Raw genomic sequence first — 21255 nt, 5'->3', positions numbered from 1 at the left:
AAACCTAGCGGAACACACCCGGCAGGCTCAGCGCCGACATGGTGTCGTCGTTGAGCGGGTTGTCGTGGACCATGTACGTCCACGTCGACGTCGGCCGCGCCAGCTTCGACAGATCGATGCCCGGCTCGTCCTCGATGTCCTCCGCGGTGTCGAAGGTCTGCTGGGCGGCCTCGATGGCGTCGGCGGCCAGCGAGGCGAACGCGTCGACGGCCATCCGGTGGAACTCGTCGAGCGGGTTCTGCCGGCCCAGTGCCCGCAGATGGATGCTCTCGCGGATGTCGGCCAGGAAGGCCAGGTGATCGCACCAACCGCGGTCGAGGTGGTAGAGCATGATCAACCGGCAGATCTTGGTGAGCTTCTCCTCGGCGTCCTCACCCAGGCCCTCGGCCAGCTTGGCGTAGCGCTCGGGCGAGCGCGCCTCGAGCTCCTGGCGTGCGGTATCGGTGCGCAGCAGGGTTTCGCGGCGCTCCACGATGATGGCGCGCTGCTGGGCGATGAGCTGGTTGTAGCGCCAGGTGTTGGCGTGTACGTCGAGCAGTCGGCCCTCGGCGACCCGCTGCGCATGATCGAGCAGACCGGCCGCCTTGGGTGCGCTGACCCGGCCGTCCTCGTCGGTTTCGGTCGGCAACTTGGTTTCGTCGAGGTGAGCCGCGACCACCTCGTCCTCCCAGCTGGAGAAGAACACCGTCGACCCGGGATCGCCCTGACGTCCGGCGCGGCCACGCAACTGGTTGTCCAGGCGTTCGGTGTGGTGCCGGCCCGTGCCGACCACGTGCAGCCCGCCGAGGTCGGCCACCTTCTCCTTGTCGGCCGAGTCGTCGGCGGCATCGGATCCGCCCAGGCGGATGTCGGTGCCGCGGCCGGCCATCTGGGTGGACACCGTGACCGAGCCGAGCTTGCCTGCCTCGGCGATCACGGAGGCTTCTTCGGCGTCGTTCTTGGCGTTGAGCACGACGGCGGGAACGCCCGCCTTGACCAGCCTGCGGTGCAGGTCTTCGGACTCGGCCACGTCGTGGGTGCCGACGAGGATCGGTTGACCGGTCTCGTGCACCTCGGCGATGTGCTCGACGATGGCGTGGTTCTTCGCGGCCTCGGTGAGGTACACCCGGTCCGTCTCGTCCTCGCGGACGTTGGGCTTGTTCGGCGGGATCGGCGACACCCCGAGCTTGTAGAACTGGCGCAACTGCTCGCCGGCGGCCAGCGCGGTACCGGTCATGCCGCACACCGTGGGATACCGATTGACCAGCGCCTGCACCGTGATGGTGTCGAGCACTTCACCGGTCTCGGTGGTCTCGATGCCTTCCTTGGCCTCGACCGCCGCCTGCAGACCGTCCGGCCAGCGCTGCAACGAGGCGATCCGGCCGCGGGACGCGTTGATCAGGTGCACCGCGCCGTCCCGGACGATGTAGTGCACGTCGCGCTGGAGCAGCACGTGCGCGTGCAGCGCGACGTTGACCTCGGTGAGCGTGGTGGCGACGTGCTCCTCCGAGTACAGGTCGATGTTGCCGAGGCGGGCCTCCAGCTTGCGGGCACCGGCCTCGGTGAGGTGCACGTTGCGGTTGTCGTCGTCGGTGTCGTAATCCGTTCCGGCGGTGAGGTCGCCGACCATCCGGATGACCTCGACGCGAGGCTGCTCCCGGTGGCTGGTGCCGGCCAGCACCAGCGGCACCAGCGCCTCGTCGACCAGCACCGAGTCGGCCTCGTCGATCAGCGCGACGTCGGGGTTGGGTGACACCAGATCTTCGACATCGGTGACCAGCTGGTCACGCAGGACGTCGAACCCGATCTCGTTGACCGACGCATAGGTGACGTTGCACGCGTAGGCCGCACGCCGCTCTTCGGCGGTCGAATCCTCGGTGATCCAGCCGACCGTCAAACCAAGACTCTCCAGCAGCGGACCCATCCATTCCGCGTCACGCTTGGCCAGGTAGTCGTTGATGGTGATGACATGCACGTGCCGGCCGCCGATGGCGTAGCCGGCCGCGGCGATCGCCCCGGACAGGGTTTTGCCCTCACCGGTGGCCATCTCGACGATGTCGCCGGCGAGCATGCGCAGGGCCCCGAGCAGCTGTACGTCAAAGGGCCGCAGGCCGGTCGTCCGCTCGGCGGCCTCGCGCGCCAGCGCCAGGAACTGCGGCATGTCCGCGGAGGCGGCCAGGTCCTCCAGCTCGAGCAATTTGGCAGCCTTGGTGAGCTGCTCGTCGTCGAGCTTGGCAGCCTTGTCTTCGAACGCGGCTGCTCCCTTGACCTCTGAGAGCGACCGGGCCTCGTTCCGCTCGGTACTGGCCCCCAGTAGCTTCCAGAACTTGCTGCTCAAGCGGCCCGGTTTGGCGCTGGACGTCTTCGGCACATGTTCACGGTACGCGGACGCGCCGAGTGCCCCCGAGCGTGACCCCAGGCGTTACGCCGAACCGGATCGGCCGAGCCTGCCCAGCATGGTCGGGGTACTTTGCCCGAATGGAGATGTTCACCCCGACATTGGACTGGGGCGGTGAGCTGGTCGCCTCGTTGAAGTGGATCGCCATCGCCTGGGTCATCGCCGCGATCTGCACGCTGGCCGTGCTGATAACCGTCGGCATGCTGACCCATTGGGGACGACAGTTCTGGCGTATCACCGGCGCCTATTTCGTGGGCCCCGGCTCGGGGAAAGTCTGGCTGTGGTTGGGCACGATCCTGCTGTCGGTCGTCACCGGTGTGCGGCTGACGGTGCTGTTCAGCTATCAGGGCAACGACATGATGAGCGGCGCGCAGGTCGCCGTGCAGGGCCTGGCCGCCAACGACGAGACCGTCAAACAGTCCGGTATCCACGGTTTCTGGGTGGCGCTGGGCATCTTCTGCATCCTGGCCGTCATCTATGTGGCCCGGGTCATGCTCGACCTGTTCATCATGCAGCGGTTCATGCTGGCCTGGCGGGCCTGGCTGACCGATGAGCTCACCGGCGACTGGCTGAAAGAAAAGGCCTACTACCGCACCCGGTTCATCGACGACACCATCGACAACCCTGACCAACGTATCCAGTCAGACATCGACATCTTCACCGCCGGCGTCGGTCCGATGCCGAACAACCCCAACTACTTCAGCAAGAGCACGCTGCTGTTCGGCGCGATCGACGCGGTGGTGTCGGTCATTTCGTTCGCCGTGATTCTGTGGAACCTGTCCGGGAACCTCACCTTGTTCGGCTTCACCATTCCGCGCGCGATGTTCGTGATCGGACTGTTCTACGTAATCCTCGCCAGCATCGTGGCGTTCTGGATCGGCCATCCGCTGATCAAACTGACGTTCAACAACGAGAAGTACAACGCCGCGTTCCGGTACGCGCTGGTGCGGTTGCGCGACGCCGCCGAGGCCGTGGCGTTCTACCGCGGCGAGGTCGCCGAACGACTCCAGCTGCGTGAGCGTTTCGAGCCGGTCGTGAACAACTACCGCCGGTTCATCAACCGCTCGGTCAAGTTCTACGGCTGGAACCTGTCGATCAGCCAGATCATCGTGCCGCTGCCCTGGGTGTTGCAGGCTCCTCGGCTGTTCACCGGCGAGATCAAGCTCGGTGCGGTGAATCAGACGATCTCGGCGTTCAACAACATCCAGGATTCGCTGTCGTTCTTCCGTAATTCCTATGACGCCTTCGCCGGATGGCGGGCGTCGATCATGCGTCTGCACGGCCTGGTGATGGCCAACGAACAGGCCCGCGACCTGCCCGAGCTGACGGTCGAACCGAGCAAGGACTGCCTGGTCGAACTGGACGCCGTCGAGGTGCGCACCCCGGCCGGCGAGCCACTGGTCGACAACCTGGACCTGCGGCTGGACTCGGGTGACACGCTGATCGTGACCGGCGAGTCCGGCGCCGGCAAGACCACACTGCTCCGGAGCCTGGCGCAGCTGTGGCCCTACGCGACCGGCACCTTCCGCTATCCGTGCGATGCCCACGAGACCATGTTCCTGTCGCAGATGCCGTATGTGCCGCTCGGCGATCTCCGGGCGGTGGTCTCGTATCCCGCCAAGCCCGGAAGCATCCCTGACGAGGACCTGCACGCGGCGCTGCAGAAGGTGTCACTGCCGCAGTGCTCGAAGCGTCTGTCCGAGGTGGCCGACTGGGCCAAGGTGCTCTCCCCCGGCGAGCAACAACGCATCGCGTTCGCCCGGATCCTGTTGACCCGGCCGCGGGCGGTGTTCCTCGACGAGGCCACGTCCGCACTCGACGAGGGCCTGGAGTACACCATGTACGCACTGGTGCGCGCCGAGTTGCCGGACACCATCCTGGTCAGCGTCACCCATCGCAGCACCGTGGGCCAGCACCACGAAAAGCATCTGAAGCTGCACGGCGGCGGCCGTTGGACTTTGGGCGAGGTCGACGACGACGCGGCCGACCTGGTCAAGCAACCCTGATCGGGCGATAGTTCCCGGTAACTTCCCGGGGTATGGATATGTTCACCCAGTCCCTGGACTGGGGCAACGAGATCCTGGCATCACTGTTGTGGGTCGCCAAGGCGTGGGCGATCGGGGCGGTGGCGCTGGTGGCCGTCCTGGCCGTCCTGGCACGCATCACCACCTGGGGCCGGCAATTCTGGCGCGTCACCGGCGGCTATTTCCTTGGGCGCGAGAGCATTCCGGTGTGGGTGCTGCTGGGGGTGCTGCTCCTGTCGGTGATGGTCTCGGTCCGGATGGACGTGTTGTTCAGCTACTACGTCAACGACCAGACCACCGCGCTGCAGGTGGCGTTCTCCGGCACCGGTTCCGGCAACGAAGCCGTGCGCCGCTCGGGCATCGACGGCTTCTGGCATTCGATCCTCATCTTCGGACTCCTGGTCACCGCCGACATCACCCGCACCTTGCTCGACCTGTACCTGATGCAGTACTTCATCGTTCGCTGGCGGGTCTGGCTCACCCACCGACTCACCGGGGACTGGCTCGATCAACGGGCCTACTATCGCGGCCGATTCATCGGTGGCTTCGGCGGGACTCCGATCGACAACCCGGATCAGCGCATCCAGCAGGACATCGACGTCTTCACCACCGGCACCGGACCTGAAACCAACACACCGACCGTCGCCACCGCACAGACACTGCTGTTCGGATCGGTCTACTCGATCGTCTCGGTCGTGGCGTTCACGCCGATTCTGTGGAATCTCGCCGGCCCCTTGACATTTCTGGGTGTCACGGTCCCGAAGGCGTTGTTCTGGATCGCGCTGTTGTGGGTGGCGGTCACGACCGTCGTCGCGATCTGGATCGGCCGGCCGATGATCCGCCTGACCTTCCGTAACTCGTTGACCAACGCAGCGTTCCGGTACGCGCTCGTGCGCGTCCGCGACGGCGCCGAAGCGGTCGGCTTCTATCACGGGGAACGCACCGAACGTGGCACGCTGTCGGACCGGTTCACCAAGGTGATCACCAACTACCGCCGACTTGTGCTGCGGGGCGTCGCGTTTCTCGGCTGGAACCGGTCCATCAACCAGATCATCGACCCGCTTCCGTTGATCGTTCAGGCGCCACGGTTGTTCGCGGGTCAGATCACCTACGGCGACGCCCTGCAGTCGGCGAGCGCATTCAACCGGGTGCAGAGTTCGTTGAGCTTCTTCCGTTCGGTATACGACGCTTTCGCCGGGTACCGAGCCGCCATCATCCGCCTTGACGGACTGGTCGCCGCAAACGAACAGGCAAGGGCGCTACCGCGATTGGATATCGGGGTGAGCGCAGGCGGCGGCGTCGAACTCGAGGACGTCGAGGTACGCTCCCCCGCAGGTGATCTGCTGCTGCACGACCTCGACATGCAACTCGCACCCGGCGATTCGCTGGTCATCACCGGGCCGTCCGGCACCGGGAAGACGACACTGCTGCGGAGCCTGGCACGACTGTGGCCCTACGGATCGGGGACGGTGCGCTATCCCGAGCAGGGTGAGGTGATGTTCCTGTCCCAGCTCCCCTACGCCCCACTGGGCGATCTCCGTACGGTGGTCTGCTATCCCGCGCCGGCGGGTACCTACAGCGACGACGACATCCGGGCCGCACTCGACAAGGTCGCTCTGGGGAATCTGACCTCCCGCCTGGACGAGGACGCCGATTGGGGAAAGGTGCTGTCCCCGGGCGAACAGCAGCGGATCGCGTTCGCCCGGATTCTGCTGGCGAGGCCGTCTGCGGTGTTCCTGGACGAGGCGACCTCGGCGCTCGATGCCGGTCAGCAGTACGCGTTGTACTCGACCCTGCGCACCGAGCTGCCCGACTGCATCGTGGTCAGCATCAGTCACCGGGACAGCGTGAACCGGCTCCACGACCGTCGCCTGGAACTGCTCGGCGACGGTCGATGGCAGCTCAGTCTGCTCGGCGACCCTGCCTAGCGTGCCGCTGCGTGCGTGCCGGCTCGGCGCCCGAAGAACGACCCTTCGCCGAGTTGGACGCCGCTGGCGTAACCCTCGCCGTCCTGGGCGATGTTGGACGCGCAGGCCCCCGCCGCGTACAGGCCGGTGATGACGCTGCCGTCCTCACGCAGCACCTCACCGTCGATGGACACCGTCAACCCGCCCATCGTGAATCCCGAATACATGGCAATGCCGAGCGACAGGTCGAACGCCGCCCACGGGCCCTTCTGCTGCACCGCGATGTAGTCGGGCTGCTTGTGGAAATCGGGATCCTCGCCATTGGCCGCGTGCTCGTTGTAGCGGTCCAGGGTCGCCGCCAGGTTGCCGGCCGGGATGCCCAGCGCCTCTTCGACTTCGGCGATCGTCTCGTAACCGTCGATGAACTTGATGAGCGGCATGGCCGGCATCTCCATGTGTTCCTCATCCACGATGAGGTACGCCTGCTGATCGGGCTGTCGCAGGACGAATGCCGAGGTACGCGAATGGTAGGAATCCTCGGTGACGAAGCGCCGGCCCTGGTTGTTGACGATCACGCCGGTCAACAGGATCTCAGGCGGGTAGGCCGCCGCGGTGATGAACAACTGGTCCATGCCGTTGGCCACGCCGCCTGCCGCGACACCCATCCGGATGCCCAGGCCGTCGTCGTTGGGGTTGCCCAGGATGTAGGGCTCCACCTCACCGTGGTGCTTGGTGCGACGCTTCTTGCCCAGCGCCGGGGTGTATTCGGCGACCATCTCGGGGTTCATCGCGAATCCCCCGGCCGTGATGATGACCGATTTCGCTTTGACGCAACCGGTTTCGCCGAAGTGCTTCCACTTCACCCCGACCACGGGGCGGTCATCCGCATCGCCGTCGACGATCAGGTTGGTGGCTCCCACCTCGTAGCGGATCGTGACGCCCAGCGTCTCGGCGCGCTTCAGCAGGAGGTCGATGACCATCGCCGCGCCGCCCAACTCGCCGGGCACGGGAACCGAGTGCCCGCGAGGCGCCGGCGCGGCCTGCTCGGTGAACGGCCAGACCTTCTCGTTGCCGGTGTAGGACAGCCCCTCGGTGCCCGGCGGGACCACCACCTTGCCCGGGTAGAAGCTGCGCTCGAACTGAAAGCCCAGCGCCTCAAGCCAATTGAAGTGTTCGACGCTACCGTCGCTGTAGGCGCGGATCTTGGCCAGATCAGGTTCGCGCGAGACGGCGACCAGGTACTTGTACATCTCCTCGGCGGTGTCGGGGTGCCCGGTGGCCTCCTGCACCGCGGTTCCGCCGCCGAGATAGAAGTGCCCGCCGGCCATCGCGGTGGTGCCTCCGGCCGCCGCGGCCTTCTCCAACACCAGGACCCGGGCACCCTCGGCGGCAGCACTGACCGCTGCGCAACCTCCGGCGATGCCGAATCCGATCACCACGACATCGAACTCGTCGGACCAGGATTCGCGGGCGACGACCTCGGAGGCCTCCAGGACCTCGGGGATTTCCTTCACTGCTGCTCCTGTTTCACATACTCGAAGAACGCCCGGATCTCGGGCGGGATGTAAGCGATCTCCAGATACGGCACCCCGGCCCCTTCGGCCGACAGGTAGGCGAATCTCATTCCCCCGGGCATCTCGCCGTCACACACCACGGGCGTCCCGTCGCCTTCGGCGTCGCGCAGTCTTGCGTCGAATGCCTCTGGGTCGGCTGCCTCGACACAGATGTGGTGCAGGCCGGACCCGTGTCGTTCGAGGAACTCGGCGTAGACGCTCTCGCCGCTGACCGGTGCGATCAGTTCCAGTTGGGTGTCGCCGGCGTAGCTCAGCGAGATGTCGGCGACGAAATCGGCAGGCTTGCCCCGGTATCGGCACGTCTGCGGGCTGAAATGCACCGCAGGCATGCGCACCCACCGGCGCGCGCCCAGCAGGGTGGACAAGACCTGTTCGGTGGCGTCCAGATCAGCGGTGACCCAGGCGATCTGGACAGGTGTCTGATTAAGCATCGCCATGACAATATCGCCCACCCGCCAGGATGGCTAGAACGTGTTCTAGTTAGCGGAACGGCGAGTCAGGGTTGCCCGACGAGATTCGAGACCTCGCCGGCGAGCGGCGCGCCGTCACCGCGGGCCTGGCCACTGGCGTTCTGCCAGGAGACCGCGGCCGGATAGTTACCCCACGTGCTGTTGAACATCCCGACGATGGCAGCACGGCCATCGGGGGTGACGATGTATACCGGTCCACCGGAATCGCCTTTTTGGCTGACCACACCGTTGGCCATCGTGAACCAGCCGTTGTTCACGGCCTCGACGGTGCCGCAGGTTTCTCCGGTCACCACGCCGAAGTGACAGACCGGGGCCCCGACCGTCGGCACCACGGCGGGATCCTCCACCAGCATCCGCCCACCCGGCAGGATGTTGTTCACCACGACGTCCCCGGCCAACTGGATGGTCTCCCAATCGGAGATCATGTGATTGGTATCGACTGTGGCGCCGTCGGGCGTGTTGTCCCGGAACGAACCCATGTGCCCGATGAAATTGCCGTCCCGGTCGTTCACCGGCCCGCCGCCGCGGCAATGCCCGGCGGTGAATCCGACGCGGCTCCCCTGGTCCACGAATCCGAGGGTGCACAAATTGGTGCCTTGGCGAATCTCCATCCCCGGGTACACCAGCGAACCCGCCGCAGCCGCCGTCGGTACCGGACATGCCAGCAGCCCCGCCACCGGCACCACCGCCATCACCCGTATCGCCCCACCAAGCCAACTGTTCACGGCCGGCCTCCCTCGTTTTCGGACGTGGTGAAAGTCACCCTACCGATTTCAATATCGGTCAGGCGGCAACTTCGTTACCGGGGGTACCCACAACCCGCGAGATCCAATGCCAGAAACAACGACGGCCCGGACCAGCTGGTCCGGGCCGTGCGTCTTGGTCAGGTCAAGGAATCGTCAGGACCTGGCCGGGGTGAATCAGATCGGGATTGGCGATGCCGCTGGCATCGGCGATCTGCTGGTAGCGGTTGCCATCGCCGTAGAAGCGCTCGGCGATTGCCCACAGGGTGTCGCCGGACACCACGGTGTAGGTGCGCGGCTCGGGTGCCGGCGGGGGTGGCGGCGGCGCAGCCGGCTCGGGTGCGGCCACAGGCTCCTCGACAGCGGCCGGGGCAACCTCAACCTCGGGCGCGGCGGCCTCGGGCGCCGGTGGCGGCGGCTCGGAGGTCTCGGTCTTGGACGACCACGCGGGCCCGTCCGCGGCGTACAGCACCAGGTTGCGGTCGTCCTGGAGAACCAGCTTGACGTCCTTCTTGCCCTTGGTGTCGGTGTGCCACACCGGCTTCTCCGAGGTGTACAGCACGAAGTTGCCGTCGGTCTGCACCTCGGCGCGCACGACGTCCTGGCCGTTGGTGGAAGTCGACCAGACCGCTTGGCCACGTGCCTCCAACACGAGGTTGCCGTCATCCTGCAACGTCAGCGTGTACGCGCCGTTGTTGGAGGTGAGCGAACCACCCTTCTCCAGCTTCTGTCCTTCGGTCAGTGTGTCTCCCACGCATTGCCCCTTTCGTGACCGTGATCCGGGTTGTCGCACCCGGGTTCTGTCGACCTTACTGACTTCGAGTTTGCTTTGGTGCCATTCGGCTCGGCTCGAATTCAAACGTCGCACCAACACTGGGAAACGCCGGGTATCTCTACGGCAGACGGCGCGAATCGGCGGCGCCCGGCGTGTCGCACAACGAGCCGCGGCCACGTGATCGGCCCGAGGCAGCCGGAATAGTAGGTCGCGTCAATTCCCATGCCGGCCAATGATTCTGGCCGCCCGTTCGAGAACGGGGCCGACCCTTGTCAGCCGACAGGCTGGGTTTCGGAGGTTTCGGCGGGCTGCCAGCCGGGTGGGCCGAACACGAAGCCCAACCGGTCACGCAGACGGCGCGCCCGCCGCACGTCGCGGGCGATCGCCACGTACTCGTGGGTCTGCAGTTTCCAGATGTTGAAGGTGTTGACCGGCTTGGTCAGCCCATAGTGCGGACGGAACACCTCCGGCTGGAACGTGCCGAACATCCGGTCCCAGATGATGAGGATGCCGCCGTAGTTGCGGTCCAGATACAACTGGTCGCGGCCGTGGTGAACCCGATGGTGCGACGGCGTGTTGAAGATGAATTCGATTGGCCGCCACAACTTTCCGACCCGCTCCGTGTGCACCCAGAACTGGTAGACCAGGTTCAGCGAAAAGCTGGCGAACACCAGCCACGGCGGAATCCCGAGCAGGGGCAACGGAATCCAGGCCAGGATCTCACCGCTGTTGTTCCATTTCTGACGCAGCGCGGTGGCGAAGTTGTAGTACTCACTGGAGTGGTGGGCCTGATGCGTCGCCCAGATCAACCGCACCCGGTGCGCAACGCGGTGGTAGGTGTAGAACAGCAGATCCACTCCGACGATCGCGATCACCCAGGTGTACCACCGGTCCCCCGGCAGGTGCCACGGCGCCAGGTAGGCGTAGATGGCGGCATAGCCCAGCAGCGCCAGCAGTTTCCATCCGCCAGTGGTGAGGATCGACACCAGCCCCATCGAGATGCTGGCCCAGGCGTCACGGGTGTCGAACGCACCCGCGGGTTGCCGTTGGGATTCGATGTGCTCCAGGCGACGGGCGGCGAGCCATTCCACGGTCAGCAACACCAGGAAGAACGGGATCGCGAAGAACACCGGATCCCGCATCGGCGGGGGCAGGAAGTCCAGGACGGACCCGATCATGTGGACTCCTCGATGAGCTGGGCGAACTCTCCCACGGTACTCACCCGCCGAAGCGGGCTCGGATAGGTTTGTCCGGTGCAGAAGTGGGCGTTGTTGATCGCGGCCGTCATCACCGAAGTCACCGCCACGCTGTCGCTGCGCGCGTCCCAGGACCATTCGGGGTGGCTGGTGCTGGTGGTGTTCGGCTACCTGGCCGCATTCGTGTTGCTGACGCTGGTGCTGCGGGCGGGTATGCCTGTCGGCGTCGCCTACGGCATCTGGGGTGCGCTGGGTACCGCGGCGACGGCCGTGCTTGCCGCGGCGTTGTTCGGCGACCCGTTCACCTGGCCGATCGTGGCGGGTATCGGTCTGATCATCGCCGGCGTGCTGCTGGTCGAGCTCGGGTCGCACCCGCGTCAGGCCGAATCATGATGTGGGTGGCCCTGACCGGGGCGATCCTGGTCGAGGTGTTCGCCACACTGGGACTGCGTGCCTCCGACGGGTTCCGGCGCAAGGCGTGGATCGCGCCGGTGATCACCGGCTACGTGCTGTCGTTCTACCTGCTGTGGCTGGCCCTGTCGTTGGGGGTGCCCGTGGGCATCGCCTACGGCATCTGGACCGCGTGCGGCGTCGCACTGGTCGCCATCATCGCCCGGTTCCTGTTCCGGGAACCGCTGACCCCGGTGATGATGCTCGGTATCGCGCTAATCGTGTCGGGTGTGTTCACGATCGAACTGGCCGGCATCGGCCCCGGGACGGTGCCCTGACGACGGCCGCCCCGGCAGCACCCCGGCGAGCAGCGCGGCCACCAACCCGGCCAGCGGCACGGCCAGGAGACCGACCCGCAACCCGGCCGCATCGGCGACGAGCCCGACCAGCAGTGGCGCACCGAAGAAACCCACCCGCATGAGCCAGGTGACCACGGTCAGGCCGGTCCCCGGTCGCAGCCCCGGCAGCTGGTCGGCGGCGTGCATCGCGGCCGGCACCAGGGTGGCCACCCCCAGACCCGCCAGCGCAAAGCCGGCGATCGTCGTGGCGATGCTCGGGAAGGCCAGGGCTGTTCCCATCCCGGCGGCGGCGATCACGCCGCCCGACCGCGCCACCGTGGCCTCGCCGAACCGGTCGACCAGCCGGTCGCCGATCACCCGTCCCACGAACATGAAGCCGACCAGCGCGATGTACCCGAAGACGGCCACGGCCGGCGGCGTGTGCAGGTAATCCCGCAGATACAGGGTGGCCCAGGAACTCCCGGAATCCTCGACCGTGGCGCCCGCGATCGCGATCAGCACCAGGGCCAGCAGGATCAGATACACCCGCGGCCCCGCCCTCGTTCCCGCCGGGGCGTGCGCTGCCGGGTGATCATCATGGTCGGGTCCGGGCAACAGGTAGCGGTAGGCGACCACCGCGACCGCGCTCAACAGCACGGCGGCCACCGAGAGATGGATGGCCCGTGGGATCCCGAGGGCGATTGCTCCGGCTCCGGTGAGCCCACCGAGGATCGCGCCTGCAGCCCACACCGCATGCAGCGAGTTGATGATCGACCGGCCGTGTTCGCGCTGCAGCCGCAGTCCGTGTGCGTTCTGTGCGACATCCACCACCGAATCGCAGGCGCCGGCCAGGAACAACGCGCCGGCCAGCAGCAGGGGTGAGTTCGCCATTCCGGCTGCGACGACGAAGGCGGCCAGCGCCACCGTGCCGATGACCGCCACCCGGGCACTGCGGAACCGTCGGATCAGTGTCGCCGCAGTCAATCCCGCAACCAGCGCGCCGCCGGAGAAGGAGGCGACGGCCGCACCGTACACCGCATTGCTCAGGTGAAGGTCGCTCTTGATCTCCGGATAGCGCGGCAGGAGGTTGGCGAAGATCGCGCCGTTGGTCAGGAACAGCGCCCCGACCGCGATGCGGGCCCGGCGCAACGCGGATGCCACTGAGCCGACACTACTGCGCGTCCCCGAAGTCAGTGGACCGCAGGCACCAACCGTTCGCTGACCCGCCACAGGTCTGTCGCCTTGGCCTCGTCGTAGGAATCTCGTGAGGACCGGATCCGGCGGGTTCCTTCGAAGTACGCCCCGGTGACGCCTTCGAGGCCCGGGTCGGTCACCAGCGCGGCAAGATTGGCGCCGGAACGTCGGGTGCTGTTGACGTTGGGCAGTACCCGTAACGCCGGCATGAGCAGGCGCCAGGCCAGCCGCTGGATACCCGAGTAGTCCCTGGCGAGCCCCGAACCCGGCATCAGGCCGGGATCGAACGCGTTGACCGTGATCCCGCGGGACCCGTGCCCCAGCCGCCGGTCCAGCTCATAGCTGAACAGCATGTTGCACAGTTTGGAGGTGGTGTAGCGACGCCGGCCTTCTTCGCCGGTCAGGCCGCCGGGCGGAGGAAGAAGCAGGTCCTCGGCCGAGTCATATTGCGGCGCAGGCATACCCGTGAACCTGTCCGGATCGTGGGTACCGCTGCTGACCACCACGATTCGCGCCGGGGCGGTGAGCGCGGCTAGCACCTGCCGCACCAGGGCGAAATGACCGAGGTGGTTGACGCCGAAGGTCATCTCATAGCCGTCCGACGTCGTCTGGGCGCCCGCTACCAACTGGAGTCCGGCGTTGCACACCAGCGCGTTCAGCGGCGGTAGGTCCCGATGCGGCAACCCGGCGGCGAAGTTCCGTACCGACTGCAGCGATGCCAGGTCGAGTTCACCCACCGTGGTACGTCCGGGACAGCCGAGGCGAGCCGCCGCGGCGGCGCCACGTTCGGTGTCGCGCACCGCGAGCACCACATGCCAACCCGGATCGGATTCCAGGAGGGTCCGCGCACATTCGAAGCCCAGCCCGGTGTTCGCGCCGGTGATGATCGCGGTCTTGTCGGTCACTTTTCCTCCAGGAGTATCGGGATGAGCGCCGTGACCGCCTGCCACAGCCGCCGGTACATGCGGGCCACGTCGGTGGTGCCCGGTTCGAGGTGCGCGGCGAAGAACACCCCGTCGGACTGTGCGACGGCGAATGCGGTGAGTTCGGCCACCACCTGCTCGACACGACGTGGCGGCACGCCTGCGGGTAACTGGGTGCGCACGGCGGCAGAGAATCGCGCGATCGCGGTGTCACGCACGCGGCGCACCACCGCCGTCACCGTCGGATCTTCGCCGCGTTCCAGCGACAGCAGGTACAGGATGCGGAGGAATTCCGGGCGCTGTGCCTGCAGATCCGCCAGAACCGCCAACTGCTCATCGATGCCGCCGCCACTGGGTATCGCCGCGAAGAAGCGGTCGGCGCCGCGTTCCATCACCGCCGCGAGGACACCGTCCTTGGATCCGAAATGCCAGTAGATGGAGCTGGCCGGCAAGCCGCAAACCTTGCGGATGTCGCTGATCGAGGTGGCGGCGTAACCGCGAGTGGCCATGAGTTGTTCGGTGGCGTCGAGAATCTGCCCGCGGGAATCCGCACCCTGCTGTTGTCGTCGCGTGGTTGGAGTGGCCACCTGAAATCCCGCCTGTAAGGATCGTTACAGACAGCGTAGAGCGTGGGCAGGCACCACGCCAGTGGCACGCACGATCGGCTTCTGGGCGCCAAGATTGTCACCATGACTTCTTCGTCACCGGCCCTGCTCGAACTGGCCCGCCGCTACGGCGTCGCCGCGGAGTTCGACGACTGGACCGGCCGCCGCACCGCCGTCGCAGAGTCCACCCTGGTCGCGGTGCTGGAAGCACTGGGCGTGCCGGCCGGTACCGAACAGGAGCGACTGGACGGCCTGGCGGCGCACGAGCGGCAGTACTGGCAGCGCCGCCTGCCGCCGATCGTGCTGGGCCGGGCAGGAATGCCGACGAGCTTCTGGGTCCACGTCACACATGGGGATCCGGCGCACCTCACGCTGTTGCTCGAAGACGGCACCGAGCGCGGCAGCCTGCGGCAACTCGAGAACAACCGGCCTCCATACGATCTCGGGGACCGGTTGATCGGTGAGGCCACGTTCGAACTTCCGGCGGACCTACCGTTGGGGTATCACCGGCTGCGATTGGACGGGACAGATACCGACACGCCGGTGGTGGTCTCCCCCGCCACCGTGGGCCTGCCCACCCGACTGGGCGGGCGGCGCGCCTGGGGACTGGCCGTCCAGCTCTACAGTGTCCGCTCGAAAAACTCTTGGGGCACAGGTGATCTCACCGACCTTGCCGATCTGGCGGTGTGGTCGGCGGCCGAGCACGGCGCCGGGTTCATCCTCGTCAATCCGCTGCACGCGGCCGCTCCCACCGCCCCGATGGAGCCCTCGCCGTATCTGCCCACCTCGCGGCGGTTCGGCAATCCGCTCTACCTGCGGGTGGAGGCCGTCGCAGAATTCGCCGACGTCCGTCACCGCGGACGCCTCCGGGCACTGCGCACCACCGCCAACAAACGCGCCGACCGCGACCCCACCATCGACCGTGACGCGGCCTGGCAGACCAAACGCACCGCACTGCAGCAGGTGTACCGGGTTGAGCGCACGGCGGGCCGGGAACTGGCGTACACCGCCTACCGGGCCCGGCAGGGCCGACGCCTGGAGGAATTCGCGACCTGGTGCGCGCTGGCCGAACAATACGGAGCGGATTGGCACGCCTGGCCGCACGCACTGCAGCATCCGGCGAATCCGGAAGTCGCCGCGTTCGCGGCTGCCCATCCCGATGCCGTGGACTTCCATCGCTGGCTGCAGTGGGTTCTCGACGACCAACTCACCGCCGCGCAGGCCACGGCGATGCAGGCCGGCATGGAGTTGGGCGTCATGAGCGACCTCGCGGTCGGCGTGGATCCCGACGGCGCCGACGCCTGGGCCCTGCAGGATGTGCTGGCTCCGGGCGTGACGGCCGGCGCTCCCCCGGACGAGTTCAACCAACTGGGCCAGGATTGGTCGCAGCCCCCGTGGCGGCCGGACCGGCTGGCCGAGCAGGCCTACGAACCGTTCCGGGCGCTGGTCGAGATGGCGCTCCGGCATGCCGGTGGAGTGCGCATCGACCACATCATCGGAATGTTCCGGCTGTGGTGGATCCCGAAGGGCGCCGCACCGACCGAAGGCACCTATGTGCGTTATGACCACGACGCGATGATCGGCATCATCGCGCTCGAAGCGCACCGGGCCGGCGCGCTCGTCGTCGGCGAGGACCTGGGCACGGTCGAACCGTGGGTGCGCGACTACCTGCACGAGCGGGGCCTGCTCGGCACCTCGATCCTGTGGTTCGAGTCCGACGGGTCCGGGCGGCCCCTCCCGGCCGAACGCTGGCGCGAGTACTGCCTGTCGTCGGTGACCACCCACGATCTGCCGCCGACGGCGGGGTATCTCGCGGGCGAGCATGTGCGGTTGCGGGAAGAACTCGGGTTGCTCACGCGGCCTGCCGACGAGGAGTTGGCCTCGGACCGCGCCGCGCAGGCCGCCTGGCTCGACGAGTTGCGCCGGGTCGGCCTGCTCGGACCCGATCCGGACACCGACCAGATCGTGACGGCGCTGTACCGGTATCTGGCCCGCACCCCGTCGAAGCTGCTGACCCTGGCGCTGGCCGACGCAGTCGGTGAGTTGCGCACCCAGAATCAGCCGGGAACCACCGACGAGTACCCGAACTGGCGGATCCCACTGGCCGGTCCGGACGGCCGTCGGCTGCTGCTCGAAGACGTGTTCGCCGATCCGCGGGCAGCCGCGTTGAGCGAGGTGATGGCCGGGATCACCGGGCACGCCGGCCGGACCCGGATGTAACGCCCGGGGCGTCTTCTCCGGTTTCACAAACGTCTCAGCTGCGATATGTTCGCAACCGCACCCGACTGACGGAGTTCACGTGAAGAAGCTTGTTGCGCTCGGCGGCGGTCTGCTCGCCGCCGGTTCGATCGCCCTGATGGCGGCAGGCGCCGCCACCTCGCAGCCGAGCTCCGCTTCGGTCAACGTCGTCGGTGAGCCCTATATGAAGGCACTCGCGATCCTGAAGAGCCAGGGCGTCAAGGCGACCTTCGGCGGCTCGTTCGGCAGCGCCCTTCCGCAGGCCGAGTGCCTGGTCGATTCCCAGAAGGTCAACTCCAGCGGCAAGATGATCCTGATGCTGGACTGCAGCGAGGCCGCGGCCGAGCAGGGTGCCGAATCGGCCGTCCCGGGCGGCCCGAGGGTCGGCAGTAACGGCGTGACCACGGTGACGCCGACGCCGGTGGTCCCGATCGCCGGCGCCCCCGGCGCGGGCACGCCGCCACCGGCCTGACATACACCCGGTACCGCTGTTCCCACCTAAATCCGTACACTGCTGAGAGTCCACTCATCCCAGGGAGGCCCTCGATGTTGCGTCCGTTGCGGTTCGACAATGAGATCGACCCGGGCCCGGTACAGATCCAGGCCCGTAAAGTCCACTTCGATCTCGACGGCATACCGTTGCATTGGATCCCCGGCCACCCCGTGGCCTCGTCGATGGTCAACCTGTTCAACGTGGTGCTGCCGATGGCAGAACACTGGTTCGTCGCGACGTTCAACGAAGCACTGCCCTATGTGCGCGATCCCAAGCTCGCTGATGACATGCGCGGCTTCATCGGCCAGGAGGCGACCCACGCCGAGACGCATGATCGGGTGCTCGACGAGTTCCTGACCGCCCACGGTGTGGACTACCAGCCGCTGATGGCCATGGTCGAGCACGTGTTCACCAAGATGCTGGGCCCGACCGAGTCGACCGACCCGCGCCGCCGGCTGTCCAACCTGTGCGATCGGCTGTGGCTCATCGCCGCGATCGAGCACTACACGGCGGTTCTGGGCGATTTCGTGCTGAACTGCACGTGGGAGGACTTCGACGCCGACCCGACGATGACGGATCTGTTCCGCTGGCACGGCAGTGAAGAGGTCGAGCACCGCAGCGTGGCACACGATGTGGCGGTGTACTTCCAGGACAGCTATTTCAGCCGGGTGCGGGCGATGTCGATCGCCGCGACGGCCGTGTACATGTTCTTCCAGCGGGGTTGTTGGGCGATGGTGAAGAGCGATCCGACCCTCGACATTGGCTGGTGGCGGATGAACAAGATGCGTATGCGTGATTCCAAGCTGGGACTGCTGCCGAAGTTCTCCCGGATGTTCGGTTCCAACACCCTGGCCTACTGCCGGCCCGCTTTCTCCCCGGAGGAGATGGGCTCGACCGCTCAGGCAGTGGCTTACCTGGCGAGCTCCCCCGCGGCGCGGGCCGCCCACCTGTGACGGGCACTGCCATGCTGACGCTGTCACTGATATCCCGGTACCGCGCTCTGCCACCGAGTGCGTCGGGGCGGTTCCGGCACGATCCCATGCTCGGTCTGGCCGAGGTGTCCATCGCGACGATGTGGGGCGTGAACCGCTTGCTGCGGAGGCCCTCGCCTCCCCCCGCCCTGGACCGCACGATCACGTTGACCGTGACCGGCCGGGAAGTGGTCGCCCACGACCAGGACGTCATCGCGCTGACCCTGGCCGCGGCCGACGGCGGCGTGCTGCCGCAGTGGTACCCGGGTGCACACATCGACCTGCACCTGGCCAGCGGCCGGGTGCGGCAGTACTCACTGTGCGGCGATCCCACTGTGACCGACCGTTATCGAATCGCGGTGCGGCGCATACCCGATGGTGGCGGCGGTTCGGTCGAGGTGCACGACAGCCTGCAGGTCGGCAGCCGGGTGAGCACCCACGGTCCCCGCAATGCGTTCGCGCTGACGGTGCCCGGTTACGGGTCGCCCACTCAGCGGTTCCGCTTCATCGCGGGCGGCATCGGCATCACCCCGATCCTGCCGATGCTCGGGTTGGCCGAGCGGCTGGGTGTCGACTGGTCGATGGTGTACGCCGGACGCAGCCGCGACAGCCTGCCGTTCCTCGACGAGCTCGACCGGTTCGGGGACCGCATCGCGATCCGTACCGACGACGTCGACGGACTGCCCGGCGCCGATGACCTTCTCGGCGAGTGTCCCGACGGCACCACGGTGTACGCGTGTGGCCCGGCCCCGATGCTGACCGGGATCCGGGCGGCGCTCATCGGCCGGGACGACGTCGAGCTGCATTTCGAAAGGTTCGCGGCGCCACCGGTTGTCGACGGTGCGGAGTTCTCGGTGACGATCGCCTCGACCGGCGCCGAGGTGACGGTCGCAGCCGACGAGACCATGCTCGCCGCACTGGGCCGGGCCGGGGTGAACGCCCCGTACTCATGCCAGCAGGGTTTCTGCGGCACCTGCCGCATTCGGACCGTGCCGGGAACCGACGGGACTGTGCAGCACCGGGATACGTTGTTGACCGATCCCGAGCGCGACGCCGGCTATCTGCTGACCTGTGTATCGCGGGCGGAGGCCGGCCACCGGCTGACGCTCGACTTCTGAGTCGCTACCCGCCCTGCGGGTCGCCCTCTCCGTAGCCGGCCAGTTCGGGTGCGGCCATCAGCTGGTCCAGCAGCGGACACTGCCCCGCGAGGAGTTTGATGCGCGCCAGTGCTACCGAAACCCAAGCAACACGGTCGATTTCGGGGAACTCGACGAGCCGCCCTGACCCCTTCGGCAGCTCGATGCTGAAGGTGTTGCTCACGGCCGTGGCGGGATCGAAGTCCCCGCGCACCGCGAATGCGGTGACCACCTTGCCTCCCGCCTGCCGCACCGGGACAAGATCGATGCGCGGGCCGGAGGGAGGTGGCGAGCCGAGTTCCTCTGCGAATTCGCGCTGCGCCGCCGGCCACGGGTCCTCACCGTCGACGTACTCGCCCTTGGGTATCGACCATGCCCCGGCATCCTTGCGGGCCCAGAACGGCCCGCCCGGGTGGGCGATCAGCACCTCCACCACCGTGTCGGCGAGACGGTACAACAGGACACCCGCGCTCAGTTTCGCCACTCGCTGCACGCTACGCGGTGATGTGCGCCACTTTGCCGGCAGGACATGGTTCGCCTCACGCCGGTAACGGTTCCACAGTGTGACGCAGCCCTCGTCAATGGGTTTCGGTCAGCCGGAATTTAAATTGTGAACTGCCGGTTAACTGTTGGGTAACACCTAAACCGAGGTGACGGCGGCGCGCGGGTGGGCGGCCGGCGTCGGCGTCACGCGCGAAACAACAGAAGAGTGAAAGAAGGCACCAAAGATGATGAGGATCGGATTTGCCACTGCGCTTGCAGGAGCGGCTGCCGCAGCGGTGATCGGCCTGGCCGCACCGGCCCAGGCGGCACCGACCGGACCGGGTAACGCCCAGCAGACCATCAGTCAGTTGCAGGCCCAGGGATACAAGGTGATCGTCAACCACGTCGGCTCCACCCCGCTGGACAAGGCCACCGTGGTCGCGGTCCGACCCGGGCAGACCTACAGCCGGACGGATTCGAGCAGCCCGGGCGGCGATCTGCAGACAACGCTACTCAGCAAGACAGTTTACGTGGATGTGAAGTAAGCCCAAACACCGCGAAACATCAAGGAGGGGCGCCCTTTTCGGGCGCCCCTCCTTGGTGTCCGCGCGAAGCGGCCGGGCCGGTCCGCGCTAGAGTCGCCAGCGTGCGACGTTTTACCCGATATGTCGCCCTCGGCGACAGCCAGACCGAAGGGTTGTGGGACGGCGACGACGCCGTCGGCCTGATGGGTTTTGCCGACCGTCTCGCGGTCCGGCTCGACGGGCTCTACCCGGGGTTGGGTTATGCCAATCTCGCCGTTCGCGGTCACCGCATCGGCGATGTCCTGCATACCCAGCTCCCCACCGCGTTGTCGATGCGACCCGACCTGGTCACCGTCTGCATCGGTATGAACGACGTGACCCGCCCCGGACGGTCCTTCACCCGCGCGTTGGGCGACCTCGACACCGTCTACCGCACGCTCGCGGCCACCGGTACCACCGTCGTCACCACCACGTTCCCTGACATCACCCAGATCCTGCCGGTAGGCCGACTGCTCGGGAAGCGGGTGGTTCGGATCAACGACGCGATCAACGATGCCGCCGATCGGTACGGGTTCCACCTCGTCGATCTGTACTCGGCGCCCTCGATGCGCGAACCGGAAACGTGGAGCCCGGACCGGGTCCACGGCTCGGCGAAGGGGCACGGCCTGTTCGCCGCCGCGGCCGCAGAAGCACTCGGATTGCCTGACAGCAACCATGATTGGGCCCTGGCCACCGGTCCGGACCAGATTCAGTCGTTTCGGTCCCGGGCCTACTCACAACTGCTGTGGACGCAGAACATGCTCATGCCGTGGTTGTGGCGTCATCTTCGCGGCCGGTCGGGAGGTGCGGGCCGCTCAGCTCGGCGGCCGGCCTTGATGTGCCTGAGCGCCTGAC

Annotated in this window: 20 protein-coding genes; 10 read left to right on the top strand and 10 right to left on the bottom strand. The window is 67.0% G+C overall.

Annotation, left to right across the window (positions count from 1 at the left end):
* Positions 1-4: 4 nt before the first annotated feature.
* Positions 5-2350, bottom strand: coding sequence for an accessory Sec system translocase SecA2 (gene secA2, locus AC4LGL_RS23495; protein WP_491840865.1), 2346 nt, complete (start codon positions 2348-2350; stop codon positions 5-7).
* Positions 2351-2457: 107 nt separating this feature from the next.
* On the opposite strand from secA2, the gene AC4LGL_RS23490 reads away from it, so the two are divergent.
* Together AC4LGL_RS23490 and AC4LGL_RS23485 are read left to right on the top strand one after the other, a co-directional pair.
* Entirely contained in the window at positions 2458-4383 is a 1926-nt protein-coding gene (locus AC4LGL_RS23490) for an ABC transporter ATP-binding protein/permease (protein WP_491840864.1), read from the top strand.
* Positions 4384-4415: 32 nt separating this feature from the next.
* The gene (locus AC4LGL_RS23485) at positions 4416-6329 is read left to right on the top strand and encodes an ABC transporter ATP-binding protein/permease (protein WP_491840863.1); all 1914 of its coding nucleotides are present in this window, start codon (positions 4416-4418) and stop codon (positions 6327-6329) included.
* Here AC4LGL_RS23485 and AC4LGL_RS23480 read toward each other — a convergent pair.
* The 5 genes from AC4LGL_RS23480 to AC4LGL_RS23460 all read right to left on the bottom strand — a co-directional run bounded on the left by AC4LGL_RS23480 (position 6326) and on the right by AC4LGL_RS23460 (position 11048).
* Entirely contained in the window at positions 6326-7822 is a 1497-nt protein-coding gene (locus AC4LGL_RS23480) for an FAD-binding protein (protein WP_491840862.1), read from the bottom strand. The two genes, AC4LGL_RS23485 and AC4LGL_RS23480, sit on opposite strands and share 4 nt — an antisense overlap.
* Positions 7819-8313: a VOC family protein gene (locus AC4LGL_RS23475; protein WP_491840861.1), complete on the bottom strand. Its 495-nt coding sequence runs from the start codon at positions 8311-8313 to the stop codon at positions 7819-7821. Before AC4LGL_RS23475 ends, AC4LGL_RS23480 begins: the two co-directional genes overlap by 4 nt.
* Positions 8314-8378: 65 nt before the next feature.
* Complete coding sequence (locus tag AC4LGL_RS23470) at positions 8379-9044, bottom strand: Rv1815 family serine proteinase (protein WP_463793777.1); 666 nt, start codon at positions 9042-9044, stop codon at positions 8379-8381.
* A gap of 196 nt (positions 9045-9240) precedes the next feature.
* The gene (locus tag AC4LGL_RS23465; RefSeq protein WP_064887630.1) at positions 9241-9849 is read right to left on the bottom strand and encodes a LysM peptidoglycan-binding domain-containing protein; all 609 of its coding nucleotides are present in this window, start codon (positions 9847-9849) and stop codon (positions 9241-9243) included.
* 293 nt (positions 9850-10142) lie between these two features.
* Positions 10143-11048 carry a sterol desaturase family protein gene (locus tag AC4LGL_RS23460; protein ID WP_491840860.1) on the bottom strand — a complete coding sequence of 302 codons (906 nt, stop codon included), beginning with the start codon at positions 11046-11048 and terminating at the stop codon, positions 10143-10145.
* A 75-nt stretch (positions 11049-11123) separates the two neighbouring features.
* Here AC4LGL_RS23460 and AC4LGL_RS23455 point away from each other — a divergent pair, with 75 nt between their 5' ends.
* Positions 11124-11459: a DMT family transporter gene (locus AC4LGL_RS23455; RefSeq protein ID WP_463793667.1), complete on the top strand. Its 336-nt coding sequence runs from the start codon at positions 11124-11126 to the stop codon at positions 11457-11459.
* Positions 11459-11794, top strand: coding sequence for a DMT family transporter (locus tag AC4LGL_RS23450; RefSeq protein ID WP_491840980.1), 336 nt, complete (start codon positions 11459-11461; stop codon positions 11792-11794). The genes AC4LGL_RS23455 and AC4LGL_RS23450 overlap by 1 nt, the downstream gene beginning before the upstream one ends.
* Here AC4LGL_RS23450 and AC4LGL_RS23445 read toward each other — a convergent pair.
* From AC4LGL_RS23445 to AC4LGL_RS23435, 3 genes are read right to left on the bottom strand one after another with little or no spacing between them, the layout of a single operon-like run.
* On the bottom strand, positions 11732-12955 hold the full coding sequence (locus tag AC4LGL_RS23445) for an MFS transporter (RefSeq protein ID WP_491840859.1): 1224 nt from the start codon (positions 12953-12955) through the stop codon (positions 11732-11734). The genes AC4LGL_RS23450 and AC4LGL_RS23445 overlap by 63 nt on opposite strands.
* Before the next feature lie 29 nt (positions 12956-12984).
* A complete protein-coding gene (locus AC4LGL_RS23440) occupies positions 12985-13893 on the bottom strand; it encodes an SDR family NAD(P)-dependent oxidoreductase (RefSeq protein ID WP_491840858.1) in 909 nt (302 codons plus the stop codon).
* Entirely contained in the window at positions 13890-14498 is a 609-nt protein-coding gene (locus AC4LGL_RS23435; protein ID WP_491840857.1) for a TetR/AcrR family transcriptional regulator, read from the bottom strand. The genes AC4LGL_RS23440 and AC4LGL_RS23435 overlap by 4 nt, the downstream gene beginning before the upstream one ends.
* Positions 14499-14600: 102 nt before the next feature.
* Between AC4LGL_RS23435 and malQ the strand changes: the two genes are divergently transcribed.
* The 4 genes from malQ to AC4LGL_RS23415 all read left to right on the top strand — a co-directional run bounded on the left by malQ (position 14601) and on the right by AC4LGL_RS23415 (position 19336).
* Positions 14601-16736 (top strand): 4-alpha-glucanotransferase, encoded by a 2136-nt coding sequence (gene malQ, locus AC4LGL_RS23430; RefSeq protein WP_491840856.1) that lies wholly within the window; start codon positions 14601-14603, stop codon positions 16734-16736.
* Positions 16737-16815: 79 nt separating this feature from the next.
* Positions 16816-17226 (top strand): hypothetical protein, encoded by a 411-nt coding sequence (locus tag AC4LGL_RS23425; protein ID WP_064887645.1) that lies wholly within the window; start codon positions 16816-16818, stop codon positions 17224-17226.
* 74 nt (positions 17227-17300) lie between these two features.
* A complete protein-coding gene (locus AC4LGL_RS23420) occupies positions 17301-18200 on the top strand; it encodes a metal-dependent hydrolase (RefSeq protein WP_491840855.1) in 900 nt (299 codons plus the stop codon).
* A gap of 11 nt (positions 18201-18211) precedes the next feature.
* Complete coding sequence (locus tag AC4LGL_RS23415; protein ID WP_491840854.1) at positions 18212-19336, top strand: PDR/VanB family oxidoreductase; 1125 nt, start codon at positions 18212-18214, stop codon at positions 19334-19336.
* 4 nt (positions 19337-19340) lie between these two features.
* Here AC4LGL_RS23415 and AC4LGL_RS23410 read toward each other — a convergent pair whose 3' ends face one another.
* Positions 19341-19838 carry an NUDIX hydrolase gene (locus AC4LGL_RS23410; protein ID WP_491840853.1) on the bottom strand — a complete coding sequence of 166 codons (498 nt, stop codon included), beginning with the start codon at positions 19836-19838 and terminating at the stop codon, positions 19341-19343.
* A 244-nt stretch (positions 19839-20082) separates the two neighbouring features.
* On the opposite strand from AC4LGL_RS23410, the gene AC4LGL_RS23405 reads away from it, so the two are divergent.
* Positions 20083-20382, top strand: coding sequence for a hypothetical protein (locus AC4LGL_RS23405; protein WP_463793652.1), 300 nt, complete (start codon positions 20083-20085; stop codon positions 20380-20382).
* A gap of 101 nt (positions 20383-20483) precedes the next feature.
* Positions 20484-21254 (top strand): SGNH/GDSL hydrolase family protein, encoded by a 771-nt coding sequence (locus tag AC4LGL_RS23400; protein WP_463793650.1) that lies wholly within the window; start codon positions 20484-20486, stop codon positions 21252-21254.
* Position 21255 lies beyond the last annotated feature (1 nt).

It is taken from the genome of Mycolicibacterium arcueilense (genome assembly GCF_058536225.1).
This window is presented reverse-complemented; position numbering and strand designations above follow the sequence as displayed.